Source organism: Bradyrhizobium niftali, assembly GCF_004571025.1.
Classification (GTDB): Bacteria; Pseudomonadota; Alphaproteobacteria; order Rhizobiales; family Xanthobacteraceae; genus Bradyrhizobium; species Bradyrhizobium niftali.
Genome location: NZ_SPQT01000041.1, coordinates 37,643 through 56,060 on the forward strand (window position 1 = coordinate 37,643; position 18,418 = coordinate 56,060).

11 protein-coding genes and 3 pseudogenes are annotated in these 18,418 nt (G+C 60.7%); 10 read left to right on the plus strand and 4 right to left on the minus strand.

Annotated features, from left to right (window positions below):
* Positions 1-312: 312 nt before the first annotated feature.
* Positions 313-531 carry a helix-turn-helix domain-containing protein gene (locus E4K65_RS41965; RefSeq protein WP_430649052.1) on the plus strand — a complete coding sequence of 73 codons (219 nt, stop codon included), beginning with the start codon at positions 313-315 and terminating at the stop codon, positions 529-531.
* On the plus strand, positions 437-1,795 hold the full coding sequence (locus tag E4K65_RS41970) for a type II toxin-antitoxin system HipA family toxin (protein ID WP_209312142.1): 1,359 nt from the start codon (positions 437-439) through the stop codon (positions 1,793-1,795). The genes E4K65_RS41965 and E4K65_RS41970 overlap by 95 nt, the downstream gene beginning before the upstream one ends.
* 933 nt (positions 1,796-2,728) lie before the next feature.
* Here E4K65_RS41970 and E4K65_RS41975 read toward each other — a convergent pair.
* Positions 2,729-4,063, minus strand: a pseudogene (locus tag E4K65_RS41975) (nucleotidyl transferase AbiEii/AbiGii toxin family protein).
* An 83-nt stretch (positions 4,064-4,146) separates the two neighbouring features.
* Positions 4,147-4,950, minus strand: coding sequence for a type IV toxin-antitoxin system AbiEi family antitoxin domain-containing protein (locus E4K65_RS41985; protein WP_135179093.1), 804 nt, complete (start codon positions 4,948-4,950; stop codon positions 4,147-4,149).
* A gap of 348 nt (positions 4,951-5,298) precedes the next feature.
* On the opposite strand from E4K65_RS41985, the gene E4K65_RS41990 reads away from it, so the two are divergent.
* From E4K65_RS41990 to E4K65_RS42005, 5 genes and pseudogenes are all read left to right on the plus strand, one after another.
* A complete protein-coding gene (locus E4K65_RS41990) occupies positions 5,299-6,828 on the plus strand; it encodes a Wadjet anti-phage system protein JetA family protein (RefSeq protein WP_126261380.1) in 1,530 nt (509 codons plus the stop codon).
* A complete protein-coding gene (locus tag E4K65_RS41995; protein WP_135179094.1) occupies positions 6,818-7,456 on the plus strand; it encodes a DUF4194 domain-containing protein in 639 nt (212 codons plus the stop codon). Before E4K65_RS41990 ends, E4K65_RS41995 begins: the two co-directional genes overlap by 11 nt.
* Complete coding sequence (locus tag E4K65_RS42000; RefSeq protein ID WP_283813929.1) at positions 7,456-10,377, plus strand: ATP-binding protein; 2,922 nt, start codon at positions 7,456-7,458, stop codon at positions 10,375-10,377. The genes E4K65_RS41995 and E4K65_RS42000 overlap by 1 nt, the downstream gene beginning before the upstream one ends.
* A 33-nt stretch (positions 10,378-10,410) precedes the next feature.
* Positions 10,411-10,887: pseudogene (locus E4K65_RS49135) on the plus strand (SbcC/MukB-like Walker B domain-containing protein); the annotation flags it as partial.
* Positions 10,888-10,889: 2 nt separating this feature from the next.
* On the plus strand, positions 10,890-12,134 hold the full coding sequence (locus E4K65_RS42005; protein ID WP_235885968.1) for a Wadjet anti-phage system protein JetD domain-containing protein: 1,245 nt from the start codon (positions 10,890-10,892) through the stop codon (positions 12,132-12,134).
* 183 nt (positions 12,135-12,317) lie between these two features.
* Here the strand turns inward: E4K65_RS42005 and E4K65_RS50105 are convergent.
* Positions 12,318-12,461, minus strand: a pseudogene (locus E4K65_RS50105) (MATE family efflux transporter); the annotation flags it as partial.
* Between the two features lie 1,508 nt (positions 12,462-13,969).
* Between E4K65_RS50105 and E4K65_RS42015 the strand changes: the two are divergent.
* The 3 genes from E4K65_RS42015 to E4K65_RS42025 all read left to right on the plus strand — a co-directional run bounded on the left by E4K65_RS42015 (position 13,970) and on the right by E4K65_RS42025 (position 17,189).
* Entirely contained in the window at positions 13,970-14,311 is a 342-nt protein-coding gene (locus E4K65_RS42015; protein WP_235885969.1) for a hypothetical protein, read from the plus strand.
* A gap of 630 nt (positions 14,312-14,941) precedes the next feature.
* Complete coding sequence (locus E4K65_RS42020) at positions 14,942-16,780, plus strand: hypothetical protein (protein WP_135179095.1); 1,839 nt, start codon at positions 14,942-14,944, stop codon at positions 16,778-16,780.
* Positions 16,781-17,024: 244 nt separating this feature from the next.
* Entirely contained in the window at positions 17,025-17,189 is a 165-nt protein-coding gene (locus E4K65_RS42025; RefSeq protein ID WP_235885970.1) for a glycosyl hydrolase family 28 protein, read from the plus strand.
* A 363-nt stretch (positions 17,190-17,552) separates the two neighbouring features.
* Here E4K65_RS42025 and rpoN read toward each other — a convergent pair.
* The coding region (gene rpoN, locus E4K65_RS42030) for an RNA polymerase factor sigma-54 (RefSeq protein WP_135179097.1) at positions 17,553-18,418 on the minus strand (866 nt) is incomplete at its 5' end.

Sequence of the window (18,418 nt, forward strand, 5' to 3'; positions counted from 1 at the left end):
CGCCAGCTCGCTTTTTGAGTAAATGTTCCCGATCGGTAACTTTTTCAGCGCTTCTATTGAAAGACATCCTGAAAGTTCCCGCTCGGTAACTTTCACTCGACATTTGCTGTTTCACCTCCTAAAGTTCCCGCTCGGTAACTTTAGGACGAGAGAGCTATGAACATGCCTCCAAAGAGCGCTCCCCTCTCAGGCGAAAATGAGGCTCCTGGCGCGACGGGTGTCGCGCGCCAAGCCGCCGAGTTCGCTGCAGCATTCGGTCGCCTCATCCAGGAAGAACGCAAACGACAGGGCCTCCGGCAGGACGAGTTGGCCATGGTGAGCGGAACAGGAAAGCGCTTCATCGTCGACCTCGAGGCCGGAAAAAGCACCTGTCAGCTCGGGCGCAGCTTGCACGTGGCAAACGTGCTCGGACTGCGCATCGAGGATGTTCTCAAGGATGCCCAAGCCCGCCGGGCCAACACTTCCGAGACACCGGACATTCCCGACAGCGACGAGGAGGACCCTCATGGACCGTCTTCCGGTCTACTTTGAGACGCGAGAGGTCGGCTGGATCACGGCCGCCGATGAAGCGTCAGGCTTCACCTATGCCGAATCCTGGCGCGGGCTGACCGGTGCCTTCCCTGTGTCGCTCACCATGCCGCTCTCGCAGGTGTCGCACGATGCCTCTGCAATTCTGCCATGGGCGGCAAATCTCCTGCCGGAGAACGCAACTCTCGGGACCGTAGGTCATATGCTCGGCAAGTCGCCGGCCGATGTCATCGGTCTTCTTGCCGAGATGGGCCGCGACACCGCCGGCGCGCTCTCCATCGGACAACCTGGCACCGGGTTGATCGCAGGCAAATGGCGAGAGATCCCCGACAAGGCCTCGCTCGAGCGCATCCTCATTGAACTACCCCACAAGCCCTTCCTCATCGGCGAAGATGGCGTGTCGATGTCGCTTGCCGGTGTGCAGACGAAGCTCGCCGTCGCTCTGGACGGCGACACCCTGTACATACCGATCGACGGCGCGCCATCGACCCACATCATCAAGCCCGGTGGCGAGCGCTTGCCTGGCGCCGTCCAGAACGAGGCATTCTGCCTGACGCTCGCGCGCATGATCGGAATCCCCACGCCGAAGGTGACGACCGGGACGGCAGGCGGACGTAGCTACCTGCTGGTTGAGCGCTATGACCGCCGTCATGAGGGCAAGAGGTGGCGGCGGCTGCATCAGGAAGACTTCTGCCAAGCTCTGGGCCGACCGCCAGCTGCCAAGTACCAGAACAACGATAGAGGCCTAAAAGGACCATCATTGGCCGACATGCTCGGCGTGACCCAGCGCCACATGACAGCGCAGCAGACCGCCCGCTTCGTCGATCTTGCCATCTTCAATCCGATGGTGTGGAACACGGATTCACACGCCAAAAATTACTCGCTGATGCTATCGGCGCGCGGCGCGGCCATGGCGCCAGGCTACGACATCGTCTGCACGGCGCCATATCCGAAGATCACCCGCAACATGGCGCAGAAGATCGGCGGGCAGAAGCAGGCTGACCAGCTCGGACGCAACCACTGGGAGCGCTTCGCCATCGACTGCAAACTCTCTCCAACGCAGACAATCCGGCGCGTCTCCGAGATTGCTCAGGCCGTGTCGCACCATGCAATGGCGGCCAAGGCCGAGGTCGAAGCCATGCCTGCCGGCGGCGATCCGGTCCTCGACACGGTGGTCGAGGCGGTGATTTCGCGCGCACGCGGCTACTTAGAGCACCTGAAGCAAGCGGATCCATCGCCCGAAGGCGCAGCAGCCCCATCCTCTTAGCAATAGACGCATGTCGCGACCAAAGCCGTGGATTTCTCGTCCAAAGTTGACTCCGATCAATACGAAGAACGCAAGCTCAAGAGCGTTTCGAGGCTGCGCTATGTAGTGCGTTACGGACGCGACATAAATCGCTGAATGAAAAGCCTAAAACCCGAGCATCGCAAGCAAGTCCAAGAAGACTGGAGCTTAAGGAATGGATTCGGATGTGGTGATACAGCCTTCTTCAACGATATCTTGCGGAGGTGCCGCTGCGCGCTATGGAAACCTGGCAGCCTGACAAAGTCCTGAGAGAGCTGCTTGCAATCGACCCGAATTCGGCGGACAGCTACACGCTTCGTGTGCAGCGGCAGGCAACTGCGACGGAAGAAGCGGGTACATGGTCCACTCTCGGCGAGCATCGCAAAATACCGATTAGCTACCTGCGAAACGCCTAGCACGCGCTGGACAGCGTTCTTCATGTCCCGACCATTCGTCAGTCCAATCTTGAACGGGATGCCGCGATAGTCCGCATGTGGGCCCTCAAAATCCATAAACGCATATCGGACGTACTCGCCCGCGGTCGCGTCATCGGAAATCTCGGAAATTTCTACCACTGCAATTGTAGCTAATGCGAAGTGCCGGTAGCACGGTTCGGGAGTTCCTGCTGGCCCGTGGTACGGTTGAGTGCGGAAACTGCGGACAGACCTATAACCTCGAACAGAAAGAGGATGACAGCTTCAGTTCATCCCCAAGAGTTTCTCGTGGGATTGCCCGCGCTGCGGATCATTTCAGGATATCGCGCAGAGCAAGGCAAAAGGCGGGGACTGACGTAAGCTGTTCCGTTTGCGCTTTGCCGATCACGCTGCGTTTCAGCAACGTCGGACGGATTGAATATGACGCAAGCTTGCTTGCGGGCCCCGGCGAAGGTCCAAACGAAGCCCCATAAGCACCGAACTAGTATTTCGTGCGAACATACGTGCCGTAAGTACCATAGCACTGGTAGCCCGCCCGGTTCTTGTGAGATCGAAGCGTACTGTCGTGCGTCTTGCGCTCGAACAGCTTGCCGCACACCGTGCAACGAAAGACATAGGTCGGGCCGCCGCTCGATGCCCGCGACCGGCGCCGGGCGGAGGTTCGTGGCGCCACAATTCCCGTCGATCGCGCGGTCGCCGGAATGGATTGGAAGCCGGTTGGCGTCAGCTCAACCGGATAGCGCGGGGTAAACGTTCTCTGCATCGGCGTCACGCCTAGAATGCTGTTCAGCAAATAGCTGCGTGGCTGGCCGTCATCGGCGCGCACGGCCATAAGAAGAACATCACCTGCTTTTGACCGACGCAGAGAATAGGCCTCGATCGCCCGTGTCGAGCGCTTCCCCTTCTGATCGCGATAGTCGATTTCGACTAGTAGCCGGTTGGCGCCAGCGAACCGGATGGTCTCGATGAACGACTGACCGTGCGTACCCGCCGGGAAGTCAACAATGCGCTCGTGAATGAGAGGCGCGCTGGCCGCCATGGCCATCACTGGTAAGACCGACTCAACGAACTGGCCATGGAGCCAGTCAAATATTTCAGGCAGAGCATCCCAAAACGAAGCTATCGGGAGCAGGGCCGGAAGCTGATGGTTCAACATGCCAATCCAGCCAGCCTCCACGTCACCGCGATGCGGTGCAATGTCGACCAGTTGTGGCAGGTTGATACCCTTGAATGCGCACTTCTGGCGCAGCACGTCGACGAACTGCACGCGCTCTGGCCTTGCATCGGCGTTGCGGTACAGATTAACAACATCATAGAGATCGCGCGGCCGAGTACGCTCGGCGAGAGCTCTAAACTTCTCGGCGAAGGCCTCGACGTAATCATAGGCCAGGACCTCGATGCCCTCCTCGGGGGCATCGGAATAAGGATGGAAGATTTCTACTGTCTCGGGCGGGAGAACGACATGTTCGTCGGCGGTCAGATCGAGCTTGATGCGAGGCAAGGGCCGGGTTGGTGAAACCGGCCCCTTGTAGCTAATCTTGCCCTGGCAGGAGAGATTGCCGCGCGGATTCCGATAGATATCAAACTCCTGCTGGTCGGCGGGGACTTCGATGCCGGTCTCCTCATAAACCCAGGCTCCAACGTCGGCGAAGACCCGCTAGAGGAGCGCTTCATCGAGTTGGGCCTCGTCGCGGAGCGTGAAGTCGAGATCCTCGGAAAAGCGATAGGTTTCGAAGAAGCATTTCTTGAGACAGGTGCCGCCTTTGAAAATCCATTTCTGGGCAAGCTCCTCGTGAGCGTAGATGCCGGCAAGCATCCAGCCGAGGACATAGTCCTTTTCGATGACATGCGGTGTGAGCGAAGTCTGCGCAGCAAGATCAAGGATTTCGCGCTTGTCGATCAACTAGCGTCTCCGGTGGCCCAGGATAAGGGAGCAAGCAGCCGCCATCTTGAGATGAGTCGCTTGCATTCCAAAGCAGGATCAAGCTTGGCATTACCGGCCGTGAGCCTTGTGCGACATTGCTCCGCAAGCGCGCCTTCATCATCGTGCCGGTCGGCCAGGAAGCCGAGGCGTTTGAAAACGGCTCCATTCCCGAGCTGGTCTGCGTATTCGATCAATTTCTGGTCGCTGCGATCAGCTCGTTTGAAATAGGCGCCCAGACAGTCGGCGACCTGCTGGATGCCGCCGCCCAGGGCGGGATCGTCGAGCATATCGACGATGGTCCGGTGTACATCAGAAACCGGCACCTTAGTGTGATGCCGCCAGACGGGCTTGGTACCGAAGATCTTCTCCGCCTTCACGTGTTTGAGCGAAAAATCAAAGCCATGCCGTTGTTGCTGCTTCGTACGGATGGCCTGACCAGTGACCACAACGATGTCTTTGAATATTTGCTCGGTAAGGTCCCAGTGCTCGGCAGCGGTACGGCCAGCGACATAGGCTGGCGCGAAAAGCGCCGGCACGAGAACCCAGCCATCATCAAGAACACGTTCCGAACCGAGAGTATCGATGGACGCCGGAACGTAAGCACCAGTTCCGACCCGACTTAGCCAGCCTTGCTCGCGCCAGCGAGCAAGCCGCTTGGCCGCCTCGACCCTTGAAACGGCAAGAGCCTTGGCGACATCGGCGATATGGACGACATCACCCGATGCAGCGAGAACACGCTGGAGCAGCGCGCGGCCATGGGGAAGACGTGAACTATTCATATGAAGAAATTCGCAAAATATCGAAAATCTGCATGTGGAATATACTAATTCCAGGCCGGGGTCAAGCTATATACGTTGTTTTTCGCAAAAATTGCGAAATATCGCATACGTAGTATCTATCCCGTTCATATCTTTAAATCAAAAGAGGCTTTCCGCGATCAGGTGCATCGCAGCCTTATGGTCATCCGACTTGAACAGATGGCCGTAGCGATCCATCGTGACCTGGAGAGTGAGTTGCAGCAGCCTTGCGATACATCTCGACTGAGGTATCCCCTCGGCAGATTCTGAGTGCAGGGCGGCAAGCTGCATCCCTTATTTTGATGCCGCCGATTCAGGGAGTGATAGCGATTGTCTTTGTTCCGCCATTTGCATGACGACGCGTTTTTGGCCTTCTCACGCGATCACAAGCACCTGTACGCGGCCTGTCTGCTCGACCTCCATGAACGCTTCTTTTCAGGCGCGCCGTCCTTTCCGACCCCCCAGCAGGTCGTCCATGCCATCTATGACGTCATGCGCGCTAATCCCGGCCTCTGGAATGAAGGCGATGATTTCGGCAGCCTGCCAGAAATGATCTCCGCGGGACGCCGCCGGATCCGGAAGGCCGACGTCGCGCTCGCTTCCGAGAAGGGCGACAAGGCGCTCGGTCTTGCCCGACAATTGTACGCCCGGCTGCTCGCCTGGGGGTGGCTTGAAGAGGAGGAATACGGGCTTCGCGTTACCGTTGACATGGCTATGGGACCGCTGCTCGTGATCCAGCGGCTGGCGAGCCTCAACAAGGATCTCTCGCAGCGATTCGGCGGCTTGATCGTGCAAATCCGCCTCAACCTGGAGGCCGTCGAAAAACTGAGGCCCGAGATCACCGACCGCAAGCAGCGCGAAGCCGCGCTCGCCGTCCGCGAGGCGCGCAATCAGGCCGACCAGTTCACGAAGAGCCTGCGGGCCATTCTGGCCGACCTGAAGCGGATCCGGCGGACGGTCATGGAGTCGAAAACAGTCGCTACACGGCTGGAAGCCTTTTTCGAGGAATTTGTCGACCAGCTCCTGCTGAAGGATTTCGAGTCCATCCTCACCGTCAACCATCCGTACCGCTTTCGCGACGCTATCGTCGATCTCGCGCGGAGGATCTCCTACACCCCGGAAACCATGCAGGTCCTCGCCGAGGAGTACACAGCTTCCAGCATGGCAGCCGATATCGAGGACGGTCGAATGGCCGCGGCCGACGACCTGCTGGCCATCGAAAGCATCTTTGAACAGATCGGGGAGATGTTCGATAGGATCGAGGCCTTTCGCAGGCAGCTCGAAGCCCGGGTCCGCAACACCATTAAGTACGCCGAGCGGGGCGGGCAGGGACTCGTCAGCCGCGCCGGCGACCTGGTGCGGCGCCTGGACGCCCTAATGCGGGACGGCAGACACCACAAGGCGACTATCGAATGGAGCATCGAGCCGCTGCGGTCCCCCTGGTCGGAGCACCATCAGGCGCCGGCCAGGCAGCCCCGCCGTCCCGTCGAAGCAAGGGAGCTCGCCGAGCCGCCATCGGACCCGCTGTACGAACTGCGGAAGAAACTCCGCCTCGAGTACATCGCTCGCATCGCGCCCCGCCCCGAGGATGTCAGACGATTCCTCGAAGGCCAGGTGCCGCCATTCGCGACCAGGGAAGCCCGCTTCATGGAAATCGATACCGTGGACGACTTTCTCGCCTTCGATTGCGCCCGCCGATATGCGTTGACGGGCGAAGTTCCGGCGCAGGTCGCGGCCGGGTTCGATCTGGAGCCGCGCCCAGACACGCCGCCCCACGACAGCGAATGGCTTCGGTGTGCGAACTTCGTGGTCAGGCGAGCCGGCGACTTCCGGAAAGCGGAGGCAGCCCGTGCTCAGTGAGTTCGAAAACGTCGAGCGCTCCTTCGGCGCGGAAAAGGCAGCCGACCTCCGCAAAGCGCAGCACTTCCTGCTACGGCGGCAGTTCGTGTTCGCGGGAGATCCCCGCACTGGGACGGTCTACAACACGATCATGGACGGCCGTTTCCGCGACCTGGTCGACGGCTTCTTCGATAGTTGCGGATATCGCGTCCATCGCGATCCGGAGGCGCAATGGGCCGGCATCGTCGCCATGGATGAGGACGTGCCGCTGCCTCGAATGAAGCTCGACGAAACCATTGTTGTGTTGGTACTGGCGGCATACTGGCAGCAGGAGGTGAACGTCGGAGCGGTCGAGGACCGGGCCGTCGTAGTGGCCACTTTGAACGACCTGTTCGATCGCTATCGCGAGATGGCGCAACACGGCGGCGGAGGCGCGATCTCGGCCGCCCGCTTCCGGGACATCCTGCGCGAGGCCGCCCAACGCAGTTTGGTCGAGATCGGTGATTTTGACGACGAGCAGCAGGACTGCGAGATCAGGATCCGCCCGATGATCAAGCTGATCAGTGGCGGCGATGCCCTCCAACGGCTTGAGCGCTACGTCCGTAGCGAGGAGGCGCGGTTTCCGCAGCCCGCAGGAGACGAGGCATGATGGAGCTACGCCACCTGACGATGGTGAACTGGCACCTGTTCGACGTCGCCGACATCGACGTGACAGGACACGTCGGGGTCCTGGGCGAGAACCGGTCCGGCAAATCGACAATACTCGACATGGCACAGGTCGTTCTCACCGGCGCGAGCCGGCGGTTCCTGCGCCTGAACGCCGTCGCCGGCGACAGCGGAAAATCGCGCAGCGGCTCGAAGCGCAGCGTCGTCGATTACTGCCTTGGGACGCTCGGCGAAGACCAGCGCCGGCGTGACGAGGCGCGCACCTACGTGGCGCTAGGGTTCGAAGACAAGGAAGGCGATCGACCGCCGGTCACGATCGGCATGGCGCTTGAGGCGCGCAAGTCCGACAGCAGGGAAACCGTGCTGGCACTGTTCGTCGCCGTCGGGACCGTTCTGCGCTCCAAGGACTTCATCGAGCAGCGAGGAAAGTCGCAATTCCCGGCGCAGTGGGAGGACGTGCGCGCCCGGATCGTCGCTGCGGTCGGCGAAGGCAACTTCGTCAATCATCGCGACCGGGCGAGCGACTACGTCCGCGAATACATGCGCCATCTTCTGCCGCATTCGCCCTATGGCGAGCAGAACGCCAGCGCCCTGCAGAAATCGATCGTCAACGCGATGACGCTCGACCACAACCAGACGGCCACACAGTTCGTGCGGAACTACATCCTCGAGGACAGTCCGATCGGCATCAAGGAGCTGCGCGAGTCGATCCAGACATACCGCAATATCAGCGAAACCATCAGAAAGATGCGCCTCAGGCTCGAAGCCCTGAGGGCGCTTCGCGTCGTCCTCGGCACCCTTGAAGAAGCGCTCGAGACCAAGTTCAGGGAGGAGTGGATCGCAAAACGCGCGACTTGGCTCGCAGCGCGCGCGACAAACCTGGACTTCAAGACCAAGCGGCGTACCGAGATGGCGCGCCGGGACGCGGCAGCAAAAGAACTCGAATTCATCGACGACGACGTCAAGGCCATCGATAACGAGATCGAACGTCTCACGGCCGCGATCGCCGAGCACGATGCCAAGACCGGCAGAAAGTCCCTGCAGCAGACCACCGATGTTGCCGGTCAGGCGGCGCACCGCGCCTCAGCGGACTTCAAGGCTCGCATGGAGAACATCCGTCGCCTGGAGCCGCTCCGCGCGATGTGCGCGGACGGTTTCGAGGACTTCGTTCCTGCGCTTGAGAGCCTTCTGACCGCCACCGCCGGGGCCGACATCGGGCATGTCTCCGACGAGCTCTCCGCGGCCGAGAAGTCCTTCGCGGCAAGCGGCGCGAAATGGCTGCCGAAGATCGACGAAGCGCGTCAAAGGATCATCGCGGAGCTTTCCGGGCTCCGAGGCCGCCGTGACGAGGTGCTCGAACGAATCCGACAGGACGCCGCTGGAGGGGCGCGCGCCTATCTCGGCGACGACACTGAACTCCTCTGCCGCAGGCTGCGGCAGAGCGGAATGGTCCCGCGCGTGCTCTGCGACATCATCGAAGTCGCCGAACCCGAATGGGTAGGAGCCGCCGAGGCGCTCCTCGGCCGCGACCGGGAAGCCGTGTTCGTGGACAGAGCGGACATCAGCGCCGCCACGTCAACCTTCAAGGAAGGTCGCCGCGAGTTTCGCCATGCATCGCTCGTGAGCCTGAACAAGCTCGAGCAGTTCAGGGCCAAGCCGGAGCGCGGTACTTTCCCCTCGATCTTCCGGAGCCAGGATCCGGACGCGATGGCCTTCATCATGCGCCGCTACGGCACAGTCCGCCTCGCGGACACGCTCGATCAGTTCAACAGACCCGGCCGGGCTATCATGAAGGACGGCCTCTACGACGACGGCCTCGTAAGGACCCATCGCTGGATCGAAGCCTCGCAGCACAAGATTGGAAAGGCGGCCCAGGCGAACGCCCTGCGCTCGCTGCAGGATCAGGCCGAGGAACTGGATCGGCTCCAAACGGAAAAGAGCAAGGAGGCCCAGGCGGCAGAGCAGGCCTTTGCCGCTCTGAAGAACATCTGCGAGGGACGTGACGATCTGAAGGCCTGCGCCGCTGCCTTCGCGGCCGCGCAGACCGAGATCGCCGAAGCCCAGGCGAGGCTCGAAGCGCTGGACGGGGCGGGCGACGGCGGACTTCGCGAGAAGAAACGAGCGCAGCAGAAGCTGAAGGAGAAGAGGCTCGACGAGCGAAAGATCCAGCAGAAGGCGTTCGGCGAGCATGACGGTGAGGTCAGATCGGCAGAAAGGAGACTGGGAGAGGGCGAAAACGTACCCGGCTCCGAGCTTAACCTGCGGGTCGCCCGGTCGATCTATCGCAAGACCTTCCCGCTCTACTCCGCCGCGAAGGGCAGGATCGTGTACCGCGAGCGCCTCAATGCCGCGGCCCAGAAGGGCTTCGCGGAGAAACACCGCGCCATCGCCGACAGAGCGCTGAAGGATGCGGACGCCTCGGACGCCGAACGCCTCCGGATCGAGCGACGGGTCCGCGAACTCCTTTACGATTACTTCGACCAGTTCGGGATGAGCTCGCAAGTCGGCGCGGAGAGCGAGCCGCTGCGGGAGGTGAAGCCCTGGATGGAACAGCTCATCTCGGACATCGAATCCAACGAGCTGCGCCAGTACGAACGGCAGGCGCGGGAAGCGGCGGAAAAGGCCTCCACCCTGCTGCGCGGCGAGTTCATCAACGCGCTCACGGCCCGGATCGGCAAGATGGAGCGGGAGCTGCAATCGTTAAACCGTAGCCTCTACGCACATCCCTTCCACAACGAGCGTTATTCATTCCACCGCACTCAGATGGTGGAATTCCAGCCCATCCTGAAGATCATCGAGATCGCCAAAACCTCTCCGGAGGCCCTCGATATGCTGTTCCGGGGCGACGTGCCCGATGACTTCCCGCACAAGGATACGATCCTTGCGCTCGAGGCATTGCTCTAAGATCCCGATAAGGACTTCACCCAGTTCGAGGACTACCGCAACTTTTACACCTTCGAGATCCACATGGAGGATGTCGCCACCGGCCGCTCGACCCGCTGGGAGCAGCGGCGCGGCACCGGATCCGGCGCCGAACAGCAGGTGCCCATCTACGTCGCCATCGGCGCTTCGCTGGCCGCCGTCTACGGCAGCGCGGAGCGTCGTGTCGGCAAGCCCGCCGGCTTCGCCTTGGCCATGTTCGACGAGGCCTTCTCCAAGATGGACGGCAAGAACCAGCGGCAGATGATGAGCTTTTACAAAAACCTCGGCCTGCAGTTCGTGATCGCGGCGCCGTTCGAGAAGCGGGTCGCCGTGCTCGAGCACATGGACACAATCGTGGAGGTGGACCGCATCGGCGAACAGTCCAGGGCCACAGTGGTGGAACTTAAAGAGAAGGCCAAGCGCGAACTGATGGCCATCGATCCCGACCTGATGTCCGAAGACGAGCTCGCCACCCGTCTGGCCGCTGAGTAGTCATGGCGCGACGTTTCACAGACGCGATCGGCCTGCTGAACGACCTGCTCGATCGCTTCGAGGCCGGGGCCACAAGCCCAATCGCCCACCCCGACTATGCCGCTTTCTCGTCGGTCGTCGCGGCGGACGCTTTTCTGAACCAGATCAGGAAAGCCGAAAGTGCCGGCGCGGTGTCCATTGGCTGGGGGCGCGGCGCGAAGCGGGACCAAGTGGCGCACGTGCGGTTGGCCTCGGCGGAGATCTTATACCCATACCTTGACCGCACGCCGGCGTCACGCATCGCGGAGGACGCCGCCGCGCGGCTTATAGCCGGAGTGGCGCTGCACGAGTCCCTGAAGAACAGTGGCTCTCAAATCGCAGAGGTGTGGGCGCGGGGTAAGACGTGGCACGGATTCGGTTCGTCCGACGTCGATACGCTGCGCCACGCATTCGTTCTCGCCCAGGCGATCCTCGATAATAAGCATCTGGACGTCGACTACAAAACTTTCTCGCGACGTACGGTGGGGCACAGCAAGATACTCGAGCGCATCGAGGGTGCCGTGGTCCGGCTTTTGAGCGGCATAATGGACTTTCCGCCTGGCGCCCGCCCGCGCGAGGCACTGCGAGCGATCGGACTGGAGCGCTTCGCCCCGCCGCTTCTGATCGCGGGCAAGATCGACCTCGATGGAGCCGACCTGTCCGGTATCTCTCCGCACTATCTCGGGATCAGTCCCAAGGAAGCAGATCGCGTCCGCTTCCGGGAGCCGCCGGCCTACATTCTGACGATCGAAAACTTCGCAAGCTTCAACCGGCACATCGCCGAAGCGGACCCCGGTCGATTAGGAACGACCATGTATGTCGGCGGGTACCCCTCGCTCGCCACCCAGCAGGCGCTGCGGACGATCGCAAGATTGGTATCCGAAGAAACGCCGATCTTTCATTGGTCGGACATCGATCCGGACGGCACTTGGATCTTCCGCACCATCGAGCGCGCGGTCGATCGACCGATCGGTCCTCACCTCATGAGCGTCGAAGTTGCCGAGCGCTTGGGACAAGTGCCGTTCAAAAAATCGGCACCCGCTCGATGTCCACCGGACTCCGGTATCGCGGCTCTGGCAGCGTACCTGGCGGAAGATGGAGCCAAGACGCTCGAGCAGGAAGAACTCGATCCAGTCCTGCCAGAGCTTCATGAGAAAATGCGCGCGGATCAACGCGGTGTGGATCCCGATGAGCTTCCCGGGTCGACGATCTCCGTCGGCCTTTGTTGAACAACGCCTGCGTTCCGCAGAGCGAACGCCATGAGTAGGGCGGCTCCTGCCTCGTGGCGTCGGCGTTGGTAGCCGATTGGCCGACGAACAGCTCGGCGATTTCAAACCGAGTGCCGACCACCGCAATCGTAGCAATCGCCGCGACCACGCTTCCGAGCAGCATGGCGGTAGCACCTGCTCGCCCAATGCGGACAGATCGTTGCGGCCGAGTGTGTGTCCGACGCGTACGCTCACCGCGGTCCCGATGCAGAATGGAATCATGAAGAGGACCGTTGCGACCTGCAAGGGAATCTGATGGCCTGCAACGGCAGTGGTGCTGATTACCACCCATCAGAAGCGCCGTCGCAGAGAAGGGCCCGATTCCGTGAAAATGGCAATCGAAACCGGCGTCCCGATCACGATGAGCTGCCGCATCAATGGCCAACGATCCGCCACGGATATCGAAGCACCTGGTAGTCGCGAAACGGGCGACACTGTGTGACGAAGCAAAGCCCGGCAAGGAAAGTCGCACTGTTCACGAGGCTGGTCGCAAGGCCGGCTCCGAACAGTCGAGTTGCGGCAAGCCGAATTGGCCGGTGGTCAACAGATAGGCCACCAGTGCGTTGGTCGGATGGTGGCGAGCGTGATCCACAAGGCTGGCCTTGGGCAGTTGACTGCTGGCATGAACTACGGATCGCCAGGAACCACAATGCCGGCAAGATGCCCCAGGCCAGCCTGAACAGATATTGTTGAGCTAGCCGCGATGGTTGGTTCGTCCCCGAGCGCAATCACAATTTACTCGCCCTGCTGCGGCAAAACCATGATCGGCGGCCCGTAGCCCCATGCGCACCGATCGCCGTAACAGGGCGCCGTCCACCGCCCCACATGCTTGGCCGCGGGCGGACCCACCGCCGAGATCACACCGGCTGCGAGAGTCAAGCCAATCGCAAGATTATGCCGGCAGGGCTGCTGCCGCTGCTGCCTCAGTGCCGATATGGCCGATCCAGGCCAGATCCGTCGCCATCATCGCGATCTGTCCGACCTGCGTGAGGGATCGGGGTGGCGAGTGTTGCAGTTGCGGCGAGTTCGTCGGTGAGTTGACGGCGAGCTACCCATTTCGCCAACGACGAGGCCGCGATGCGAGCTTCTTTCTGCTGTCTTCCTCATGAACACGCTGCCCCGGATTGCGCGCTTCAGCTAACCCTTTGCCCTCGCTGACACGATCTTATCGCTGCGCTCGCGTTCGCATCATCGCGCCATGGCCAGCAATAGCATGTTCTCACACAAAAACGCACCGCTCAAAATGGTGAGAGCATTCTGGCCGACGTCCGCAAAATCTTCTCTCAATATCGACCGCTGCCATAGTGAGCGCTGCTATGGCTGTCGTGGTTACGGCTTTGGCTGTCTCGTTCAAGACGTCGTTTGTTTCAATCGCGACAATAGTGCCGCTTGCAACTACGTGCCGCGGGAAAACTGACATCGTTTCTTCATAAAAACACTCAACCGGAATTGGCATGCCGGTTGCCTCAAGATGTGACGAAACCAATTGCGACTATGATGCTCGTTCACCATCCGGTCGAGGTATTCAGATGAACTTGCCCGCTTGATCGATAGCAGAGGTCTCCTGATGCGCTTTCCAAACCGTGCGCCTGCGTCACGAACTCTGCCATCTTCGGATCGCGCTCCGGTTTACCGGGCACAATCCGATTGTCTTGTAAAAGGCTCGGGACGAATGGCGGTCCTCAACAAGATGGTGCACACCACGGTAAAGGCGTTGTACCTCAGGACGCTTGTTCGCGTCAGTTTTGGCCGGTGGCTCAAGCGCCGGGCATCTGCGAGATACCGAGCCTGGGTTCGTGAAGCTAAGCGGCGGCTTTGAATCGGTGCCTTTGCAGATGGTCAATGAGCTGATGCAGGACGATTGTGATCCTGAGAAAATACTCAGGCAACAGGACGAGCTCAAGGTCAAGCTGCTTCGCGCCCAATCGGTTGTCGAGGAATGTAAGGCAGGATTGGCGGATCTGGAGCGGAGGCTTGAGCGTCGAGCAGTCTCATCGCCGATCGATGAACGCCAACGCAGCTCTGCGGCAACTAATTCAATACGTCACGTGCGATCGCAAAAATCCCGCAGCGTCGACGATCCTGTTGATCAGAATGCCGGTGTGGCGTTTTCGAGTCGATCATGGGACCGCCGTTAGCGCGAACGGTTTTGTCGCGGAGTTGGTGAAGATCTCGAGACCCATGGGGGGCGAGCCCGGCGGGCGAATCGGACAACTGGGTGCGGCCCTGTCGATAGGGCTCGGCTTTTTGGTTGAGCGCGGTGCGTTGGCCAGGGGATGCGCGCAGAGTAGCACCACATACTGGACGTATCGCCGCGTCTTTGGCTAGAGCGTCTTGCTTCGGGGGCTGCTCACGTAGATGTACTGAAGGGAATGTCAAAGCTCTCCATCTTGAGCCAGCCGGTTCGGTCGTTTTGTCCGTCTGTTTCAAATTACTCCTAGACGTGTCTGAAGGGCGAGGGCCGCTTCAATGACACGATGGTCCGCTATGACAGTAAGACAAGGCATGCGGGTCACCGGCGGTGCTGACCGCGGAAGCCGACCGTGCCTCATCCGGCATCGCATGGAGAATGACGAGAACTGGCTGACTATGTCCGCAAACGATCACGATGCGATCCGGACGGCAGGAACGGCAGTCACCTAAATTCGTGAGAACCAGGAAGAGGGCCCCTCGGTCGAATGCGATCCGGTGCCGGCCGGTAACCTCGTCAGCTTCTCGAAAGCTTCTCCGAATACGGACTAACCCGGTGAGCCTGGATGGAGGCTGGCATGGACTCGCACAATTTCGCCATATCCAATGCAGCACCTCCTCCGCCATCGGTACGACACGCCGTTCGGGACGATCAACCGAACCAGGCGGGAGAAGACGCCTTCGAGCAGCAATTAGATGCGGCGCGCGCGGTCGATTCCGCTGACCTTGCCTGGCGCCGCGGCCGTAAACCGCCGCCGAATGTGTCGCGCGCGGATTTTGATTACATTCACGAGATGATGAGCGGCGTCAGTGCTCGCCGAAAATTGTCGCCGTTGACGGCCGAGAAGTATACTTTAATGCTTTACAAGGTGGCGAATTACCTCGGCGAGCGAGGCCAGTCGCTCGAAACCAGTGATGATAGTGCACTAAATCAGCTCTCTGACACCGTGTTCAGGGAGAATAAGCACGTAGGTATAGCTTTGCGGGCCCTTCAAGAACAGCGCGGAGGTTCACCTGCAGTCAGGGGCAGGCGCGCGCGTGCCGCGACTTCGATGAGTACTGGCCGCACACGTGTCGCTCCAACTGAAGTTGATGCGCCGCTTATCGAAAGCGTCATAGACGAGGGTATCAAGAGCAAGCACTGGGCCCCCGCGACCGTCCAGCATCATGACACGATGCTTCGCAAGCTGTCGAACAGTCTCGGGATGCGCGGCGAGACGCTTGCTGGAACAAGTGATGATGCGCTGTACGACTATGTTAAGGAAGCCTTTCCGAAGAACTGGAAGAGAATGACGGGTTCGCTCTGGGCGCTCCGTGAGCATCGTGGGGGCTTGGACGGTTCGGAGCACGGGTCTTCCGCATCAGACGGCCCTGACCAGGCCAAAAGCAGCGCCGCCGCCGGATCGCTAAGGTCGAATGTCGTCCCGGAGGCGCTTTGGCGGCTCCTCGATGATGACGATGGCGTCGCGCCGTCCGTCATGGCCGAGGATCCCGAACTTCTGAGGCAGGAACAGGAGCTTCGCGACCAAATCGACGGCGGGTGGGATGAATCCATCCTTCTGTCAGCTTCCACCGATCGGGAGGAATTCACTTCGGATCCAGAGGATCTCATCGACCGCCCGGCGAAACGCAGGCGAGCACTGGCGAGTCAATCAGTGCATTCGCCGGTCTCCGTCGATCCAGGGGAGCTCACCTTGGATGCCCGGCAGTTTGCTCCCGCGGAGCCTTCCCAGTTCGTGGCTAATGAGTCTGCGCAGTTGGATCCGGATCCGCTCGCCAATGAGCTCGCAGCCCGGGCAGATCCAGACGCCTTTACTTTCGCGCCCCTGCCGCTTTCTCCGGGGGAGCTGTCGCGGTTGTTGCATATTGAACCCACACCGTCGGAGCCGCATCGACTAGCGCAGGAGGTCGCAGGCTCGCTTGATACAGAAGCTTCCGTCATGGCTCGAGCACCCCTTTCTCCTGGGGAGCTTTGGCGACTGCTGGATGATGAATCCACACCACAGCTGGCGGATCAGCTATTTGATCAGCACTCCGGCTCGATAGATCCAAATCTTTTCAGTTCCGATTCCCTGCCGGTTTCTCCAGGGCAGCTTGGTCGACTGATCGATGATGCGCCTGGACCGGGCGGAGTGGATCCGTCCGCCGGCCTCTTGCCGTCCATGGCCAATACCGCGGCACTGGAACTCGAGTACCTGCCATTCTCACCAGGCGAGTTCCGTGGACTGCTGAATGATGAGCCCGTGCCGTCCGGCCTGGATCAGCCGGTCGGCAATTTGCCTGTTTCGGCTGATCCAGATGCGTTTATATTCAACGAGGATCAGATGCCGCCGGGAGAGCTTCGGCGATTGCTTGAAGATGAGCCGGCATCCTCGGCGGCGGATCAACCGCCTCGCCGGTTGCCCAGCGACTATTAGAGGACACAAGCGATTGTCGCAGACGCTCCGAACTCGCTATCGCGACCGCTTGAATTCCCGGAAAAGCCTACGCCGCATGTAGCTTGTATCGAGGCGTCGCGTTGCCGTCGAACCGGCTTTGGTGTCCACAGACGTGTCGCTACAAATTTGCGATGCTCCTTCCGGGCTGGACGACAGTTTCGGTGTCTGGTGATCGCGGGGCTCAAGGCCGGCGACAATGGCTCAAGCAGCCCGGGGGGACGGCATGTCCATCGGCAGCGAGTTGGATTCGGGAGCCAGAGACATATTGGTGCGTAATCTGACGGTGGATGATACGCCGTTGGGCGTGCGCACCAAGAGCGATGTCGGTCGAGGCGGTCTGGTCGAGCGCGTGGCTTATGGGAACGTGTGCCTAAAGTCTCTGTGGTGAAGAAGCCGCGCCCCATCGTGATCGGCGATGTTGCCTGGAGCAATGTCGCTCAGATCGAATCCAAATCTGCGCGTTGGTAGCGGCGGCCGGCCGAGATCATCCTGTAGACTTCGTCGAAAAGCGCCGATAGGAGCCTGTATCCGCTGTCGCAGCCCGCCGCTACCAACGTAAGGTCATGTCGATGATCATATCGAGCCTCGCGGGAAACGTCCTGGTCCTCTATGTCGCCCCGTTCCAGCCCTCGCTGCTCGCCAACGTACCCGAGGCGAGTAATCATGCCCGACGAGTTCCAACGTTGCTTGTCGGTCCACCCAGCTAGAACAAAAGTCGCTTCGCAATTCGAATCGGCGGCTCAAGTGTTCTTCACGGACGGCGAACTCCGGCCGATGCTCGACTGTTGATTGTTACCCACTCATTGTCGCGGCGGCGTTGCAGTGAGGAGGGAATGCGCATGGCTTCGCGGTACTTCGCGACCGTGCGGCGGGCAATATCGATGCCCGAGGCGCGCAAGCGTTCCACTATGGTATCGTCCGACAGGATCGCGGCCGGCTCTTCCGAATCGATCAGCTGCTTGATGTGGTGACGCACGGCTTCCGCCGAATGCGCCTCGCCGCCGTCGGCCGAGGCGATCGAGGCCGTGAAGAAATATTTCAACTCGAATGTGCCGCGATTGGTCGCCATGTATTTGTTGGCGGTGACGCGCGACACCGTGGATTCATGCATCTGGATGGCGTTGGCGACGGCCTTCAGATTGAGCGGGCGAAGATGCGTCATGCCATGGGTAAAGAAGCCGTCCTGCTGGCGCACGATCTCGGTCGCAACCTTCAGGATGGTGCGGGCGCGCTGGTCGAGCGCGCGCACCAGCCAGGTCGCGTTCTGCAGCGCGTCGGTGAAGTAGGACTTGTCGCCATCCTTGCCGATCTTCTTCGATAGCTCGGAATAGTAGGTCTGGTTGACCAACACGCGCGGCAAGGTGTCGCTGTTGAGCTCGACATGCCAGCCGCCGTCAGGTCCCGGGCGGACATAGACATCCGGCACCATGGTCTGCAAACGCGCCGAGCCGAACTTCATGCCGGGCTTGGGGTTGAGACGGCGGATCTCGCCGATCATGTCGGCGATGTCCTCGTCGTCGACGCCGCAAACCTTGCGCAAGCCCGCGATGTCGCGCTTGGCGAGAAGATCGAGATGCTCGACCAGCGCCTGCATCGCGGGATCGTAGCGGTCGAGCT